The sequence below is a fragment of the Nostoc sp. 'Peltigera membranacea cyanobiont' 232 genome (genome assembly GCF_002245985.1).
Lineage (GTDB): Bacteria > Cyanobacteriota > Cyanobacteriia > Cyanobacteriales > Nostocaceae > Nostoc.
Window position 1 is genome coordinate 1 of sequence record NZ_NOLK01000091.1, and the last position, 15,045, is coordinate 15,045.

Below are 15,045 nucleotides of genomic sequence, written 5' to 3' on the forward strand. Positions count from 1 at the left end.
ACCCGCATTTCTCACAAGCTTCAGGCGTTTGATAGAGCAGAGGGGCAGAGGGGCAGAGGGGAAAGAACTTGGTATTTTTGTTCTCTCCCCTGCTCCCCTGCTCCCCTGCTCCCCTGCACAAGCACGGGCTTTGAGAGGTGTGGTGAGAAATCCGGGCTAAAGATGTACGTAGCAATCTGGTATGGAATTGACTGACTTCTTTGCCATGAGACAACATAGATTGGGCTGCTACTGGATGGGGGAGTTGCCGCTGAATTACTTTAGTAGCCATCGAATTTAGCGCTCCTCCAAACGGTAAAACGGCATGGGGTAGCTCTCTACAATTGGCAAAAGTGCAAACGCTAGCTTCCTAGCACATTCGTCTAATGCCTTGAGCATTTCACCAAAAATTTCCCGTCCACTAGGAACCACTTTAAAATCCACCTTTTGCTGTGGAATACTGATGGCTTCCTCGAAGTCAGCCGCAGAAAAAGGCTGATAGATATCCAGAGATAAAGGTAAAACATCTACCGGTTTGACCCCGCTCTGCTTGTGGAAAGCCAGTCGTTCTGTCAACTGCTCATCAACGGTAAACCCCCAAAAAAACAGCGTTCTTACAGCGTCAGGCTTCGCCATATCTAAACGCTTACGCCGATCTTGCTGGATTGCTGCCTGTCGTACCGCTTGTAAGGATGCCCACTGATGCGTCTTGGGAAAAAGCCGCCCAAATAAGTCACCACCACCATTTTCATCAATTAAGTCTGTACGCCACCAGTCGAGACGCTTGGGGTCACAAACTCCTTCTCCAGCCCAAGCAACTATTATTTGAAGTGCCAAAATATTGTCTAATGTATCTTTAGTAACCTTATTAGCTAGCATTAGAATTATAAAAGTTTAAAATTTTACTGTTTTACTTGAAACTATTTAGACATAAGCTTCTTCACCAACTTCACCAACTTCGACAACATTACTTCTTGTGAATGTTGATATTAAAGTCAAAATAGTATTAAATTTCTGAAAACTTTCAATTTATTAATAAGTAATATCCACTAAAATATTCAATACACATTAACTTGAAGCGTCTCAAATGCCCTGCGTAGTAATACGGAATAAAATCAATGTGAATTATTGTTATTTTTAGGATTTACGCATCGTACATAAGTACTACACGCAATTTGGGTATTTCAGCCGTGTTTAGCACTCAGCGATGTCTACGACGGGCTACGCCTACGCAAATATGGGAATAAATCGGGGTTATGCAAAGCGCCTGAAACGACTAAAAACCGTAACCCATATTGTGGACAATTTGTACAGTGCGTAAGTCCTAATAACTTTAGTTTTGTAATGATATTCAGTTAGCGCATTGTTTAATAGTGATCGTTTGCAGTTATTGCTTACTTATATTTATTTAGAAAATCTACTTCACGAGTACAGCAAGATACTACGATAAAATTTTTACATCGCTTTTAGGGCGATTTAGCAATCTTTGTCTTAGTTATTAATGTCACTGAAGCGATTAAAAGGCTACCCTTGTTTGATTTCCCAAAATTATTTAGGTTTGACGTGACTATTCCTTTGTCAAAGGCATAGTTCAGGCGATCGCGCTCTTGACCGGGGGCGATCGCTTTTAACTAACTATCAGAGGGGTTGTCTGAAATTTTTTGCTCTTCATCTTCATATTTAACTCCTAAATTTGTGCCTAATGCCTTTTCAATTCCTCTTAAAGTTTCTATAGGTACATACTGAACTCTTTCATTTTCAATTCGGTTCCAATGGGTAACACTAATCCCCGCCTCAGCTGCCAATAATGTGAGAGATTTTGACGAAGCTTCTCGGAGTTCCTTAATTTTTTGCCCTAGACCAGGAAATTCCCTGTTGAATGTAAACGTAACCCGCATCAATACTAATTCCACAAGCATCACCTCTCAAGTATCATCCTCCAGGGCATCTTTAATACCTTTTTATTATAACTTGTTTAGTTTAACTTGTTTAGTTTAACTTGCTATGTTATGATAAAATATAACAGAGGAAACAAGTGTCAGCCTCTGGGTTAAATAAAGCGGCAATACTGAACCTTGAAAAAAGTGAACAGAAAACAAAGCCCCCAGGTAGCGGAAGCAGTGAATAGTCAAGGCTGCTGAAGTGAGGTAAGGGTGGAGTGGGTTCCAAATAAAAAGTTGCCACAGCAGTACGAAAGTCGCTTTGAAACTCGTTGCGACTACCGTCTGATCAAGAGATATGCTGAATCAGGCAAGCTCCGGTCACTGGCTAGGAGCAACATAATATGAGGCTTCGCCAATTCTAGAGTGAGAGTGTTGTGCTGAAAGCACAACAAACTGACCAATAAAAATAGGACGATCGCTGCGTCGGGAAAACTTAGCGATCGCCCCTATGCCCCAACGATTTAAAGAAGAGGCAATTTCTAATGATGACACAACTTTCAGCCCCTACGCTAACAAAAGATCCACTAACCACACAGGATCGCCAAATCATTGCAACCATCGTGAATCAGTCGGACTACTCCAAAAACTGCCAGTCCGAAGATGTAGTAACTATCTGGATCAACAGCGATGATATTGTGTGGGTAAAAATGACCCACGGTTATGCTCGATACCACAAACAATCATTCAAACGCGCTGTTGCAGAGGTAAAAGCGAGTCTTTCTGCTCCAGTAAAGTGCAATCACAAGGCAGATGAGGAATTGAAACAAGCTTCTGAGAAAATAGGCTTGTTAGGTGATTGTGATTGGCTATCGTTGAGCGTCGAATACTATCCTGATAAAGTAATCGGTCACGCTGGTTGTTATATCTTTCACAAGGCTCGAATATTAACGCCACCGGCTGAATGGGACTTCACCCTGCCGAAGTGGAATATGCCTGCTGCCATCTGTCCAGATTGTGATGGTCACGGCTGCGGTAACTGCTCCTATCGTGGTACTCGTGCAGAAGACTTGTGTATGCCAGTAGACGGCTACCGACTAACTTATGTAGGACGCACTGACCTTCAGACGGCTCACAATGTATATCTAGATGGTGAGTTTTTGGGCATACTCTTCAAGGTCAGAAACGCTGATGAAGTCTGGGAAAACGACCCCAAGACATACTACTGGCGCTGTGGCGATGGCATGAAGTATTGGAGCGTCAGAGAGGCTGTAGAAGCACTGCATAGAGTGACGAATTCGGTTGAACTGCCTCTTTTGAGTCGGGAGTTGGTAGCAGCGTAAGAAAATCAGAAGGCGTGACCGAAATCTTCATCGGTCGCGCCTTGCTGGTTTCGAGAAGTCTACGGCTTCGCCAATGCGAAAGTGAAATGCTTTTGGTAAAAACAAATGAACCCTCAAGAAAATGCTGAACTACTTGCTGCTTTGATGCGCCAGGAAGAATTGCTCAAGCAGTTAGTCGCAGCAATCAATAAACCAAAACTAGGATTGCACTCTGAAGCTGGCAATTGCAAAATCTACTGCAATCGTCAGCACGGGGGGCTGTGGTACAAGCTAAATGGTGAACCGAGTGATGTCCCTCAAACTGCGCTGACTGGATATCTTAAAGAACTACGGTTTGAGAATACAGAACGCCGCAAGAAAGAAACCTGCAAGTTGCTAATAACTATGCAAGCAGACCGGACGTATATCTTAGAATCAGGCTACGACACGCATTTTTCAAAGTGCATACTTGCGGCGATCGCAACTTTGACACCACAACAATTATATTCTCCCATCACACTACAGCCTACTCCAGGGACGACAGATGAAAATGTATTGTTCTGTCGTGTATGGGTAGAGTCGGAATTAATCAAAGCATCTTATGGTGAAGAAACGGACTGGCGCGAGGTCAGTAAACAAGCAATTGCTGTGGCAAAAGCTGCGGCAGAAATGGTGTTCTAACTTGTTGTAAACAGGGTTTGGGCAACTGTAATTAGAAGTTGCTCAAACTTTGTCTACAGCTAATACATACTGTCTACTAGTTTGCTAATAACAAGAAATGACAACAACAATTGTTCACCCCAATATCGAAAACTTACAGCAGTTTTCTGACTCGTTTGACATTGAGAAACTATTGCAATCTGAGGGAGTTTTGCCGTGGCTCCTAGCAAATGGCTGGAACTACGACGATCAATCCTGTCTGATTGCAAACATTATCGATGAGTCTACAAGCCTTGATGAAGTTTGGGACTCCAAAGAGTTTGATTTTAATGCTCTGTCAGATGAATCAAAGGAAAAATTAAATCTGATTTTCGAGCATTTCTATCTGTAGTATTTGTCACTCTCAATCAGTAATTAACACAAAAGTAACGAATTATGCGTGAAAAACTCTACAGTCAGATTTAATCAGTCTGACTGTAGAGAAAAATCGATTCCACGATAAATTATGGCACACTTCACTGCTAATAAGATGGAAACAAATTTGATTAAAGTTTACGACGCAACACTGTTAAGCTCATCAAAAGTTTACCAAATTAATGGTACACATTGTCGATACTTGGGAGATGCAGGTACTATCCAACATCCACAGTATCTATTTGTACCTCTGCCAAATCAAAGAAAAAAAGCCAGCTTTCGATTAAATCGAAACAAACTCATGACTCGGTGTTATGAGGTCGAAGGCATGACTTATAACAAGCCTGTGGTACAGGATAATTCACAACAACTTCAGCTATTTTAAGCCATGTCCATACATAAACCACCAGTCATTAAAAGACATATTCGCCTGCAAAAAAGCTCTACAAAAGTAATCTATAGAGCTACTACAGACATTCGCTCTCTTGAGAAATCACCACAAAGAAAGCTTCGCTTAATTGAAAGTGAAAAATAATGATTGAGGTCAATAATCATGGTACAAGCAATTGACAACCCTATTGCTGCAAATTTCCTGACTGATGCAGTAGTCGAGCGCCACAATTTCTCAGAGTTAAATAAAACTCGCATTAGATTTCGCATTCAGCTAAAGAAAAGTACAAAGTCTGCTGCTCCTAAATGGGCAGATGTCTTAAAAGCTGAAGTCTCTGAAATTGAATCAGACCTCGTGAAAGTTACAAATTCTGAAGTCGGTTTGCGAGGTATCAAGGTATTTAAAAAGCTTGATGAAGCTGCTGCCCAATTGCGTCAAGAGATTGCTTCGGTTCAAGAATGGATGTCTGCGGATACTGGTGATTGGATTTGTCCGATTGATTTGGCTCCACTTGTTTGGAATCAGTTAATCAATATTAGGGATAATCTAGCTCCCGCTCTCAGGAATCAATTAAAAGTTGATTATGAAACAGGGTTGCTTGATTATCAAGAACGCATTGACCAGTTCCTCTCACTTAACACCTGGGAATTAGCACACGATAAGCAAGAATCTGTAAAAGCCAACTTGCTAAGAGCATTCCCGACTCTGACCGATCTTGAAGACTATTTGCAAGTCATTATTGGTCGCCCGGTGATTATCCCTGCCCTCTCTGAGCAACTCAATCAGCAGCAAGCCGAATGCTTAGACCAAATCACGCGATTCATCCAACAGTATGACCAAAATCTGGAGCAACGACTAAGGGAATCTGCGATCGCTGGTGGTGAACAACTTGCCGCACAGTTGCTTGAAGAATTGAGCGACTGGGAGCCAGGACGTAAGCCGGTGCAGTTCAAAAAGAAGATGGAAAAACACTTGATGAAAGTGCGGGTGTTACTGGCAAATGCCTCACCGGAAGCTGGCAGCAGCTTGGAGGCGATGATGGCGCACTTAGATTCTATCGTTAACGATCCGGCGATTGAGTCGAAGAATCTGGGTTCAGATACACGCAGTCAATTACAGCAAAAAATGCAAGAGATCCGCATCAAGTTGTTAGATGAACAACGCAATCTACAATCACTTGCGACTGACGACGTGGGCTTGTCGAAAGCTACCGTGATGTCGTTTAAGTTCCGGTAAAAAACAGTCTTGGGCGAGGGTGAATTCGCTCAAGACTGATCCCAATGGATTTAATACGTAGTTTCCAGAATAACCCAAAAAGAATATCGCACCCCTACTATTTCTCAAACCAATTTGAAAGCCTTGGAGCCAAAAATGTCGCATTTCTCAACAGTTAAAACCAAGCTTGCTAACCGTGAATGTCTAGTACAAGCTTTACAAGACTTGAAACTGAATCCGCAAGTACATGAAACAGCACAATCACTAAAAGGATACTACGGTGGCTCTCAAGGACAAAGCGCTGAAATTATCGTATCTGGTAGCACCATAAAAGCTCGTGCAGACATCGGTTTTAAATGGAATCAGTCAAGCAGCGTGTACGAGATAATACACGACAGTTATGAAACAGTTCCTAAGTTGGGACAAGACTTTTTCAGTAATAAACTAATGCTGGCTTATGGACAACGGATGGTTCGTGTCAAAGCTGCCGAGTTACAAGAAAAATTTGGTGAATGTGCGATCGCCGAAGTAACCAACGGCACTGTGCAAACCCTACGCCTAACTTTTGCCGGACATCAGGAAGTTCAACAGTACGTGAGGAGATAAACATGGAACGTTCAATACTGATACATTTCGACAATGCTACAGGTGAAGTTCGAGTGGAGGCTGAGGGATTTGAGGGATTGAGTTGTTTATCGGCTACGCAACCATTTGAAGAAGCACTTGGAGTTGTGGGCGATCGCATTTTCAAAGAAGAATCAGCACCACAACTTCGGACTACGAATAGTAGTCAAACACGCCTACGTCAGTAATCAACACGGGGGAATCAACAAGTTCCCCCCTCAAAAACAATCATGAACGAATTAGCTAAAGAATACCCATTTGTTCACGTTTACGCCCAGCAAAAACCAAGACAACCCGTGATCATCAAAGCTAGTACAGAGGGTTTGTGCGTACTTTTGAATGCAATAGTAACAGCGATTGCCTACCAAGATAACAACGGTATAGCAGAAGTTTTTGACGGCGATGCCGAAGCCTATGAGGTGATCGTAAAAGTCGTAAACACACACGACGAATTATCTCCAGTTCCTTATCAAATTGAAAAACAATGAAACTCTCAAATCTTCTCTCCACACTCGATTCACAAATCCCCATCGCCGCAGTTGATGTCCTGTCCCCCGATGAGGCAACTATCATTCAGTGGTTGACTACAGAGGCATCTAACAAGCTATCAAGTCCAGTGTTCTTCTGGAATCTGGGAGTATCAACCTTAGAGCAATGTTTAATTGCAGCAGATGGGGGATTGGTGTTTAAGCCAGTTGCAGAGTACAAAAGACCACAACACGCTGATCCACTACTATTTGTATTCGACTACATTGCTAACTTTAGCGGAAATGGTGTATTTATCCTCGGAGATATTCACCCCTTTATTGCTAAGAACTCACCCCAATTGAGTTGGGAGATTTTAAGCAAGGTAAAAAACCTTTACCACAGGTTAAAACCCACAGATAAACGCATTGTCTTGTTGGGTCAAAATATACAATTACACGAATCCCTAGTCAGATTGATTCCTTATTGTGAAGTCCCTTTACCTAGTATTGACCAAATACTTGAACATATCAATTCTTATTTGCATGACCTACAACAGTCTGCTATTGAACAGGAATTGACTTTCACTGTTACGCTAGAAAATGCTGAATTTGAAACTCTTTCTCGTGCTGCCCTGGGTTTAACCCTGGAGGAGATTAGTGATTTCCTTCGGTTAACAGTCAAAGAAAACTTAAGTAATGATGGTGTCGTAGTTGACGCTGATTTCATCCCCAAAGCCGTCGAGTACAAAACTCGGCTACTGTCTCAAATGGGTATCGAACTAGGGAAACCTGCGATAACCCCATTCGGCGGACTCGATTTACTGCGTGAGTGGCTCAATCGACGGCGGCGGCTGTTCACACAAGAAGCGCGTGAGCTTTCCTTGCCTCAACCAAAAGGTGTGTTGCTTGCGGGGCCTCCCGGTACTGGAAAAACATTATTGGCTAAAAACATTGCTAACATCCTTAATTTACCATTGCTCCAGCTAGACATTGCATCCCTTTTGGGCAGTCTGGTAGGTGAGTCTGAGGGGAATGTCAGACGTGCTTTGAAAACTGCTGAAGCTATTGCCCCGTGCATATTGTGGGTGGACGAAATCGAGAAAGTACTTTCGGGAACTGGTGACACGAGTGGAGTCTCACAGAGGATTCTGGGCAATATCCTTACATTCATGTCCGAATCCCAGTGTGGTGTGTTTGTCGTGGCAACTTGCAATGACCCCTCTGCACTGCCAAGTGAGCTAAAGAGGAAGGGAAGATTTGACGAAAATTTCTTTGTTGATCTGCCTACAGAACCAGAACGGATACAGATTCTAGGGATTCATCTACAACGCTTTGGTATTCACCTGGAATCGGAGTACCTCGAAGCGATCGCTGCCAACACTGCAAAGTTTTCAGGAGCAGAACTGGAAACCCTTGCTTCAGAAGCGGCACTTCTGGCATTCGATGAGGATAGACCGCAGCAGGTAACACTTGCTGACCTCGAAGCCTGTCGTCAAACGATTACCCCGCTTGCAATTCAGGATGCGGCGGCGGTTTCTCGGATGAGGGAATGGGCATCAACCGCACGACAGGCTAGTAGTCCTGTGGTTGCAGCGAAAACTCAATCTCTCAGAACTGCCAAATACAGAAACATGAACTGATATTAATTGCGTTTGCTCCCTATCTTATGGGGGCAATCACACTTTTTTTAGAAATTAACACCAGCTTATTAATAATTAGATAGACCAAAGAAAATGGCAACAGACTTAGTTACTTATTACGGGCAGACTCCAATCATTGACCAACTGATTGATAAATATGGTGTCTATTTGGAGAAGTTAGACAGAGAAGATAAACTCTTACTTCGGATGGCACTGGCTAACTATGTCTTCATGCAAGAACATAGTAATCCAGATAAATATACTGTAGAAATGGCATTAGAAGATGTACTGTCAGATCCCGGCTTTATCAAAGAGAATTGGTGTAATATCTGCTCTGTTTTAAATGGACTAACAACTCTGGAAGCAGAAACGTTACTTGAAGCTTTACAGCATCAAATTCGATGGGGCAATGCCCGTCAAGCTGTGAATTGACAGGGTAAGAAACATGGAAATCTATTTAGTCTTTGTTGATGCTATCCGAAACAGCAATAAATTCTGGGCGGCCATTGTCGAAGATGGGAATTTGACAGTCCAGTGGGGGCGAGTTGGTTATCAAGCGCAAACCAAAGTTCACACATTAGGTAATTATCAAAGAGCCATTACTAAATTTCATAATCTCGTAGCAGAAAAAAAAGGCAAGGGCTACCGTGAAAGTCAGCCAGAGATTGATGCTAGCCGCAGTGTTGTAGACATTAGACGAGCTATTCAATTGTTGAATATTATCCGTCCGGCTGTTGCTCTCCAGAATTTTGGTGATACCTACATATCTGCTCTTAATGAATATCTGAAAATTGTCCCAACACCTTTGAGGATGCAGATAAATTATCATAGAGTTTACCGCACAGTAGCAGATATAGACTATCAGCAAGAATTACTCAATTCTCTGTTAACGACTCCTGCGCCACAAGCTGTTGCGGTGGCTGTTGGTCATGCCCCTGAAGCGACAGCAGAACCCAAGGTTGTCAGTCTCAAGACTATCAGTAAGAACTTCTGGCGACATTTATAAATTAGCTTGTGGGAAAGTATTGCAGCCAATTTACTTGCTTCGATGCAGATTGATAAAATATCCTTCAGTGCGATATGCATCTGGGGGATATTTTCAACTTCCATAAATTATGTACAAAATGTATGAAACAGCCATGCTTTGATTATGCGTTCCAAAAATCTGTAGAATACTCGCTTTCCTCTAAAAAAGCGCATGATATTCTGCAAGAAATTACACACGACAAAGCTTTTCACTGTCACAAAACTGTAGACTATTTAGAGTCTATTGAAGCTAATGGTCTATTGAGTAGTACCAATAGCAGATTTCAATTGAAGTTTAATATTTGTACCTTTTTTCAGGGCAACTTCTCCACCAGGGCTAGACAAAACAAAAGCAGCAGCAGCACCACCACCTGCTAGTCCACCATGCTTGAACTTGGCTTGATTGCCAAGAAAATGACCTGCAATTGTACCACCTAAAATAATCCCTGTATTTTGAATGAACTTACCTTTGGTTTTTGTTTCTAACTTGGTGTTTACTAAAGTTGCATCAATGGGATAAGATGAACCATTTTTAAGCGAAATATCATCAAAAACTAAATGTAAGCTTGCTTTTTTTCCTTTAGCAGCTTTGACTACATCTTCTAGGTGTCCCTGTATTTGACCTTCTTGAAGAACTTTATTGACTCCGGTTGAGGAATTCTTTATTTCTAAAACAAAACGGTCATTATTTTGGCTTTTACTCGTAGATATCTCTTGTTGAAGAACAGTCTCAAAACTTGTTCCAGCAGGTACAGATATTTGTTGATTATTTGGTTGACTAGATGTGCCTTCAGGGAGCGCAGTTTTATTGTTACTAGAAGTTTTGTCAGTCTGGGTATTAGTTTTATTACAACCTGATGTGCTACTTAATAAAATAACACTCAATAACAATGGCAACAGATTTTTCATAGCGACGGTATTGATGCAATGAATAATAACAATACAATCTTTTCAGGGTTCTTCGCTTATTTTTATGGAAAACTTGGTTCCAAATCCTTAAAAGCCTTATCGGGAAAGTATTTCATTTAAAACAAAGTTATAATTCTTTATAAAAAAAGCTTTATGTTTAAGACCGTACTTCGTCCCGCTACGCGCCCTTAGTCTCCTCAGAGAAACAGTCCTTGTATCCCAAGGTAGGTAGAAACCCTACCCCGAAGTGTCTGTCTTAATTCAATTGCGAATTGCGTTAGCGAGTCTTCTCCCAAAAGGAGACGCCAAAAGCGAACGAGCGTCATTGCGAATTGCGAATTGGGATAATGCTTGTAGAGCTATGAGATTTTGAGAGCGATCGCTCAACCACTACAATATTTTTTCTAAATAGAGAATTTGTATGTAAATTTAACTACATCATCCTGACGAAAGTTTACAATATAATTACTGAAAATAATCTAGCTACAACCAACAGGCTTTGGTTCGACCCATGACTGATAATAAACAAGTTGTCTCCCAACTCACTCAACAAAAACCAAAACGTGTTTTGGTTGTAGCTCCAAGTAAACTCACTATCCATCATCGTCACAGACAATCCTTTCAGGTACTACCCACATTAAGCGATTACATTTTCAAAGTCATCGTTAAATTGTCTATTGTCAGCACTATGTTGTTTGGCATCAGTGCATTAGGCTACTGGGGATTAGAAATTGTTGAAGCTAAAACAATCCCTACAGTAGAAGATAGATCCGATTGGCAAACCCAAAAGCATATTTGTTTCGGTTGGATGTTAGTTGCTTTTTCTAGCTTTCTTGGCAGTGCTTCTTTTGGCGACGAGTTTACGCTCTGAAATTCAGAAGGTAGATGTCTAATATATTGCCCCGTGGTCGATTACTAAAAATTAATCCGACGATAGATTTCAGTCAGGGAAATTTCTACGTTCAAACTGTGCAGAATAATCGTCCGCTCAAGGTGAGAGTGAACTTGCCATAGCCAGCGATCGTTACTGTCCCGATCCAAATTATGATACTGTTCAATGTAGGGTTCAGTTTGACTCACAAGCAGATATTCACAAAAGCTGGCAATCGAGCGATATTTTCTGAACTTATCCCCTCGATCATAAGCAACAGTCACGGGCGATAGAACTTCGACAATAAGCATTGGATTGAGAATTTCATCATTGCGATTGCCATTGAACTCTGGTTCGCCATTAACAACCATCAAATCGGTATAAGTCCCACACTGATATTCGGGAATCCAAACTCGCAAGTCGCTGTTATACAAACGAAAATCGGTGTCTCTCAATAAAAACCCTAAGTAAATTAAGAAGTTGCTGGCGATCGCACTGTAAGATTCCGACCCTCCCGACATAGTAATAATCTCTCCATTACGGTATTCATGGCGTTCAGGGTTTGTTTCTTCCATAGCCCGGTACTCGTCTAACGTCAGGCGAGTTGTTATTACTTCTGGGGGACTGGTTTGAGCAAAGACCACAATCAGACCTCTTAAATAATTAGCTCTAGAACTATTATCAGCAAAGTCAAGAAGAATTGCTATTGAACGATGGAATGCCGCAACTTCCAAGTTAGGCTACGGCATTCCATCGGCTGCTTACTGATCTGTTTCATTGCCTTTGGGCAACAAATTATCCAATTCACCAACGGCAAGGAAATACTGCTAGAGATGGCGTGGCGCTGGGAGTTTGGGAAAGTTCTAGAATATGCCAGCATTGAAATATCCAAAAATCAGTAAAATGTAAGTTTAGAGAGTCAAAAAAAAAGAGTTTATGACCACAGCACAGGTCTAAAATTCAATGTATTGAAGATGGCGATCGCTGACAACAGAAACATTGGATGATTTGTATGGCTAAACCAGTAGGCGAAAAAGTTCCCAAACAAATGCAAGGGAAATTTGAGGAAATCACCCGCCTCACCGATGCCTTTTGCTCTCAACATCTTAACGCTGAATATGCAGAGATGTCGCGCCGACTGGCGGCTGCTCTGTGCCGCAAACGTCCCTCGCCCCTAGCAACAGGGCAAGCCAAGTCATGGGCTTGTGGCATTGTCCACGCTCTCGGGATGGTTAACTTTCTCTACGACTCCTCCCAAACTCCCCATATCAAAGCTAGCGAACTCTACCAAGTCTTTGGTGTGGCGGAAAGTACCGGACAGGGGAAATCTAAAATAATTCGGGACGTGATGAAGATGAGTTACTATGACACGACTTGGTGTTTGCCCAGCCGACTAGATAAGCATCCCACTGCCTGGTTAATTTCCGTCGATGGATTGCCTATCGATGCGCGTTACACTCAGAGCGAGATTCAAGAAGAGGTATTCCGCAGGGGTTTAATTCCCTATTACCACCGATAAATGATTCCTTTTGAGATATAAAAGTACTTAAAGTCATAGTGAAACACTTTTCAAACAACCTCTTAAACGTTGGATATCAAGAATGTTTCTAGTGTCAGCGAAGAGAATGCTCCCAAATCATCATAATTAGCAATTAGCTGATACATTTTGTAATTGTTAATTAACCAATTGGCGATTAGAGAAAAGGGAGTGCCTATACTGATTGAACTAGGACAATTAATAGAAACACCGTCAGGTAAATAGTAATATTTATGCCCTGACCTATGCCAATTAAATTGAGTGACTATTGGTTCAGAAATCTCCAGATTGGGAGTAATAGTCATAGATATCCCTTGCCAATTACCACTAAAATCCCGTTCTGGTAATTGATTTAATTCAGTTGACCAGTATTTACTAGGGAATCCATTACAATCTTCACGAATATTTGCGGTATGAAATAAATTTCCGCTTTCGTCGTAAACAATACCTACACTATGCCGTAAATCTTCATATCGAAAGAATAATTCTATCCCAAAATACGAGTTGGGTTTTAACTTCACTGTTGCCCAAGTAGCATGACCCGAAGCAAAGAAATATCCTCGCATCGTCTCACGTGATGGGTGAAAAAGTCCATTATCTAAGCTATTTGACAGAAAATTAAATTCCCAACTCTCTTGCTTATTTTCACCATTTGCATAACTATAAGTATTAGTATGGACGATTTTAGTCTTTTCTAGATTGCTTTTAAAACTTCTCAGACTTTGAAATGATTCTTTGACATCACCAACTGGTGTATATCGCGTCCAAATTCCATGCCAATTTAGCAAATGGTTAGTACAATAATTCCAATTTCGTTCTTTTGCATCCATAATATTTGTGTCCAAAATATATTTAAAATCTCCCTTTTAAAAATAGTATTATGATCTATACCAAATCACCAATGGCAAAGAAATATTGGTAGAAACTGCTTGGCGTTGGGAGTGAGAACAAGTGCTGCAATATGCGAGTAGTTGAAAGCGTAGGCGTAGCCCGTCGCAGACATTGCTATTCATTCCAATCAACCAACACCGATTTTCAAATACGTTTTAGCCCTCAGTCCCTAACAACAACTTTAAATGCCTGGGAAGAGGTGTCCAAAAGCACAAACTTCAAAGACGGCTAAAAAAATGGTGTTGCTAGATTCGGATGATAGATGATGATACCATCCTAGAAGCAGCGGTGGAAGCCGCAGTCTTTCTTCAAGAGAGCAGCTAAATTTCTTTGCCTAACTTAAAGCGATTGTCCAAGGTTTTTCAGATTATGGAAAACCATAAGGAGAAATCCAAATGAACTACGACATCAAAGACAAAACCATTTTGGTTACGGGCGCAAATCGCGGCATCGGCAAGGCGATAGTTGAGTCGTTTATTGAACACGGAGCCACCAAAGTCTATGCGGCTGTTCGTCAGCTCAACAGTGTCTCCTCATTGGTTGAGCAATATGGCTTACAGGTAGTACCAATTCAGGTTGATTTAGGTGATCCCCAATCTATTGTTGCTGCTGCTCAAACTGCCCAAGATATGCAAATAGTCGTCAATAATGCAGGAGTTTTTCAAGCCGGAACTCCCCTAGCTGAGGATGCGATCGCCGCTCTCGAATTTCAGATGAAGATCAATGTATATGGATTGATCTACATGGCTCAGGCGTTTGCCCCAGTACTCAAAGCCAATGGAGGTGGTGTCTTTGCCCAAATCAATTCTGTTGCTTCGCTCAAGGGTTTCCCCGACTCTGCTACTTACTGTGCCTCGAAAGCTGCGGCCTATTCAATCACCCAGGCATTACGAGAACTATTGAGTGAGCAGGGTACGCTAGTGCTAAGTGTTCACCCTGGCCCGATTGCCACGGATATGGGCGATGCGGCAGGAATGAGTGAGGTTGCACAGCCACCAACACTTGTGGCAGACGGGATAATAAAAGCTCTCAAAGCTGGGGATTTTCATGTCTTTCCTGACTCGATAGCTAAACAAATGGGCGATGCTTATAAAAGCTTTGCCCAAAATATCGTTGAGGTATCATCAAGTGGGAGCAATGCGATTTTGTGAGGTCTGGTCAAAAACAAGCGATCGCTAATCACTTCTTACGTATTAGCTAAATATTTAATACAATAATG

Annotated in this window: 22 protein-coding genes; 15 read left to right on the forward strand and 7 right to left on the reverse strand. The window is 41.8% G+C overall.

Features of this window, described 5'->3' with window-relative positions:
* The 4 genes from CDG79_RS44010 to CDG79_RS42750 all read right to left on the reverse strand — a co-directional run.
* Window positions 1–271 (reverse strand): hypothetical protein (locus tag CDG79_RS44010; protein WP_223278312.1); only part of this gene is annotated, 271 nt, incomplete at its 3' end.
* A gap of 5 nt (window positions 272–276) precedes the next feature.
* Window positions 277–858, reverse strand: a complete 582-nt coding sequence (gene brxE, locus CDG79_RS25265) for a BREX-6 system BrxE protein (protein ID WP_094344588.1) — start codon at window positions 856–858, stop codon at window positions 277–279.
* 752 nt (window positions 859–1,610) lie between these two features.
* On the reverse strand, window positions 1,611–1,877 hold the full coding sequence (locus tag CDG79_RS25270) for a helix-turn-helix domain-containing protein (RefSeq protein WP_189525123.1): 267 nt from the start codon (window positions 1,875–1,877) through the stop codon (window positions 1,611–1,613).
* 363 nt (window positions 1,878–2,240) lie between these two features.
* Window positions 2,241–2,414, reverse strand: a complete 174-nt coding sequence (locus CDG79_RS42750) for a hypothetical protein (RefSeq protein ID WP_189525124.1) — start codon at window positions 2,412–2,414, stop codon at window positions 2,241–2,243.
* Here CDG79_RS42750 and CDG79_RS25275 point away from each other — a divergent pair.
* The 11 genes from CDG79_RS25275 (at window position 2,405) to CDG79_RS25325 (ending at window position 9,598) form a co-directional block, all read left to right on the forward strand.
* Window positions 2,405–3,202 (forward strand): hypothetical protein, encoded by a 798-nt coding sequence (locus CDG79_RS25275; RefSeq protein WP_094344589.1) that lies wholly within the window; start codon window positions 2,405–2,407, stop codon window positions 3,200–3,202. The two genes, CDG79_RS42750 and CDG79_RS25275, sit on opposite strands and share 10 nt — an antisense overlap.
* Before the next feature lie 105 nt (window positions 3,203–3,307).
* Window positions 3,308–3,862 (forward strand): hypothetical protein, encoded by a 555-nt coding sequence (locus tag CDG79_RS25280; protein ID WP_094344590.1) that lies wholly within the window; start codon window positions 3,308–3,310, stop codon window positions 3,860–3,862.
* A 97-nt stretch (window positions 3,863–3,959) separates the two neighbouring features.
* Window positions 3,960–4,232 (forward strand): hypothetical protein, encoded by a 273-nt coding sequence (locus CDG79_RS25285; RefSeq protein ID WP_094344591.1) that lies wholly within the window; start codon window positions 3,960–3,962, stop codon window positions 4,230–4,232.
* A gap of 114 nt (window positions 4,233–4,346) precedes the next feature.
* Window positions 4,347–4,640, forward strand: coding sequence for a hypothetical protein (locus CDG79_RS25290; protein ID WP_442946255.1), 294 nt, complete (start codon window positions 4,347–4,349; stop codon window positions 4,638–4,640).
* 168 nt (window positions 4,641–4,808) lie between these two features.
* Window positions 4,809–5,882 carry a hypothetical protein gene (locus CDG79_RS25295; RefSeq protein WP_094344592.1) on the forward strand — a complete coding sequence of 358 codons (1,074 nt, stop codon included), beginning with the start codon at window positions 4,809–4,811 and terminating at the stop codon, window positions 5,880–5,882.
* Window positions 5,883–6,017: 135 nt separating this feature from the next.
* Entirely contained in the window at window positions 6,018–6,467 is a 450-nt protein-coding gene (locus CDG79_RS25300; RefSeq protein WP_094344593.1) for a DUF1257 domain-containing protein, read from the forward strand.
* 2 nt (window positions 6,468–6,469) lie between these two features.
* Window positions 6,470–6,673 carry a DUF2997 domain-containing protein gene (locus tag CDG79_RS25305; protein ID WP_094344594.1) on the forward strand — a complete coding sequence of 68 codons (204 nt, stop codon included), beginning with the start codon at window positions 6,470–6,472 and terminating at the stop codon, window positions 6,671–6,673.
* Between the two features lie 42 nt (window positions 6,674–6,715).
* Window positions 6,716–6,973 carry a hypothetical protein gene (locus tag CDG79_RS25310; RefSeq protein ID WP_094344595.1) on the forward strand — a complete coding sequence of 86 codons (258 nt, stop codon included), beginning with the start codon at window positions 6,716–6,718 and terminating at the stop codon, window positions 6,971–6,973.
* Window positions 6,970–8,592 (forward strand): AAA family ATPase, encoded by a 1,623-nt coding sequence (locus CDG79_RS25315; protein WP_094344596.1) that lies wholly within the window; start codon window positions 6,970–6,972, stop codon window positions 8,590–8,592. The genes CDG79_RS25310 and CDG79_RS25315 overlap by 4 nt, the downstream gene beginning before the upstream one ends.
* A gap of 93 nt (window positions 8,593–8,685) precedes the next feature.
* Complete coding sequence (locus tag CDG79_RS25320) at window positions 8,686–9,024, forward strand: hypothetical protein (protein WP_094344597.1); 339 nt, start codon at window positions 8,686–8,688, stop codon at window positions 9,022–9,024.
* 13 nt (window positions 9,025–9,037) lie between these two features.
* Entirely contained in the window at window positions 9,038–9,598 is a 561-nt protein-coding gene (locus CDG79_RS25325) for a WGR domain-containing protein (RefSeq protein ID WP_094344598.1), read from the forward strand.
* Between the two features lie 278 nt (window positions 9,599–9,876).
* On the opposite strand, the gene CDG79_RS25330 is transcribed toward CDG79_RS25325, so the two are convergent.
* Window positions 9,877–10,527 carry a hypothetical protein gene (locus CDG79_RS25330; RefSeq protein WP_094344599.1) on the reverse strand — a complete coding sequence of 217 codons (651 nt, stop codon included), beginning with the start codon at window positions 10,525–10,527 and terminating at the stop codon, window positions 9,877–9,879.
* Window positions 10,528–11,038: 511 nt separating this feature from the next.
* Between CDG79_RS25330 and CDG79_RS25335 the strand changes: the two genes are divergently transcribed.
* Window positions 11,039–11,398, forward strand: coding sequence for a hypothetical protein (locus tag CDG79_RS25335; protein WP_189525125.1), 360 nt, complete (start codon window positions 11,039–11,041; stop codon window positions 11,396–11,398).
* Between the two features lie 44 nt (window positions 11,399–11,442).
* On the opposite strand, the gene CDG79_RS25340 is transcribed toward CDG79_RS25335, so the two are convergent.
* Window positions 11,443–12,042 carry a Uma2 family endonuclease gene (locus CDG79_RS25340; RefSeq protein WP_094344611.1) on the reverse strand — a complete coding sequence of 200 codons (600 nt, stop codon included), beginning with the start codon at window positions 12,040–12,042 and terminating at the stop codon, window positions 11,443–11,445.
* A gap of 69 nt (window positions 12,043–12,111) precedes the next feature.
* Here CDG79_RS25340 and CDG79_RS41345 point away from each other — a divergent pair, with 69 nt between their 5' ends.
* A complete protein-coding gene (locus CDG79_RS41345) occupies window positions 12,112–12,300 on the forward strand; it encodes a hypothetical protein (RefSeq protein ID WP_143855578.1) in 189 nt (62 codons plus the stop codon).
* A gap of 110 nt (window positions 12,301–12,410) precedes the next feature.
* The gene (locus CDG79_RS25345; RefSeq protein WP_094344612.1) at window positions 12,411–12,917 is read left to right on the forward strand and encodes a DUF6398 domain-containing protein; all 507 of its coding nucleotides are present in this window, start codon (window positions 12,411–12,413) and stop codon (window positions 12,915–12,917) included.
* A gap of 62 nt (window positions 12,918–12,979) precedes the next feature.
* Here the strand turns inward: CDG79_RS25345 and CDG79_RS25350 are convergent, their stop codons facing one another.
* The gene (locus CDG79_RS25350; RefSeq protein ID WP_094344600.1) at window positions 12,980–13,765 is read right to left on the reverse strand and encodes a DUF3598 family protein; all 786 of its coding nucleotides are present in this window, start codon (window positions 13,763–13,765) and stop codon (window positions 12,980–12,982) included.
* A gap of 456 nt (window positions 13,766–14,221) precedes the next feature.
* On the opposite strand from CDG79_RS25350, the gene CDG79_RS25355 reads away from it, so the two are divergent.
* On the forward strand, window positions 14,222–14,977 hold the full coding sequence (locus CDG79_RS25355) for an SDR family oxidoreductase (RefSeq protein ID WP_094344601.1): 756 nt from the start codon (window positions 14,222–14,224) through the stop codon (window positions 14,975–14,977).
* Window positions 14,978–15,045: the final 68 nt, after the last annotated feature.

What these genes read in the sequence shown, in the direction of transcription:
- CDG79_RS25270 (WP_189525123.1), bottom strand. Translation starts at nt 1,877, where the DNA reads ATGCGGGTTACGTTTACATTCAACAGGGAATTTCCTGGTCTAGGGCAA.
- CDG79_RS25305 (WP_094344594.1), top strand. Translation starts at nt 6,470, where the DNA reads ATGGAACGTTCAATACTGATACATTTCGACAATGCTACAGGTGAAGTT.
- CDG79_RS25295 (WP_094344592.1), top strand. Translation starts at nt 4,809, where the DNA reads ATGGTACAAGCAATTGACAACCCTATTGCTGCAAATTTCCTGACTGAT.
- brxE (WP_094344588.1), bottom strand. Translation starts at nt 858, where the DNA reads ATGCTAGCTAATAAGGTTACTAAAGATACATTAGACAATATTTTGGCA.
- CDG79_RS25310 (WP_094344595.1), top strand. Translation starts at nt 6,716, where the DNA reads ATGAACGAATTAGCTAAAGAATACCCATTTGTTCACGTTTACGCCCAG.
- CDG79_RS25335 (WP_189525125.1), top strand. Translation starts at nt 11,039, where the DNA reads ATGACTGATAATAAACAAGTTGTCTCCCAACTCACTCAACAAAAACCA.
- CDG79_RS25300 (WP_094344593.1), top strand. Translation starts at nt 6,018, where the DNA reads ATGTCGCATTTCTCAACAGTTAAAACCAAGCTTGCTAACCGTGAATGT.
- CDG79_RS25350 (WP_094344600.1), bottom strand. Translation starts at nt 13,765, where the DNA reads ATGGATGCAAAAGAACGAAATTGGAATTATTGTACTAACCATTTGCTA.
- CDG79_RS25330 (WP_094344599.1), bottom strand. Translation starts at nt 10,527, where the DNA reads ATGAAAAATCTGTTGCCATTGTTATTGAGTGTTATTTTATTAAGTAGC.
- CDG79_RS41345 (WP_143855578.1), top strand. Translation starts at nt 12,112, where the DNA reads ATGGAATGCCGCAACTTCCAAGTTAGGCTACGGCATTCCATCGGCTGC.
- CDG79_RS25355 (WP_094344601.1), top strand. Translation starts at nt 14,222, where the DNA reads ATGAACTACGACATCAAAGACAAAACCATTTTGGTTACGGGCGCAAAT.
- CDG79_RS25285 (WP_094344591.1), top strand. Translation starts at nt 3,960, where the DNA reads ATGACAACAACAATTGTTCACCCCAATATCGAAAACTTACAGCAGTTT.
- CDG79_RS25320 (WP_094344597.1), top strand. Translation starts at nt 8,686, where the DNA reads ATGGCAACAGACTTAGTTACTTATTACGGGCAGACTCCAATCATTGAC.
- CDG79_RS25325 (WP_094344598.1), top strand. Translation starts at nt 9,038, where the DNA reads ATGGAAATCTATTTAGTCTTTGTTGATGCTATCCGAAACAGCAATAAA.
- CDG79_RS25280 (WP_094344590.1), top strand. Translation starts at nt 3,308, where the DNA reads ATGAACCCTCAAGAAAATGCTGAACTACTTGCTGCTTTGATGCGCCAG.
- CDG79_RS25290 (WP_442946255.1), top strand. Translation starts at nt 4,347, where the DNA reads ATGGCACACTTCACTGCTAATAAGATGGAAACAAATTTGATTAAAGTT.
- CDG79_RS25275 (WP_094344589.1), top strand. Translation starts at nt 2,405, where the DNA reads ATGATGACACAACTTTCAGCCCCTACGCTAACAAAAGATCCACTAACC.
- CDG79_RS25315 (WP_094344596.1), top strand. Translation starts at nt 6,970, where the DNA reads ATGAAACTCTCAAATCTTCTCTCCACACTCGATTCACAAATCCCCATC.
- CDG79_RS25345 (WP_094344612.1), top strand. Translation starts at nt 12,411, where the DNA reads ATGGCTAAACCAGTAGGCGAAAAAGTTCCCAAACAAATGCAAGGGAAA.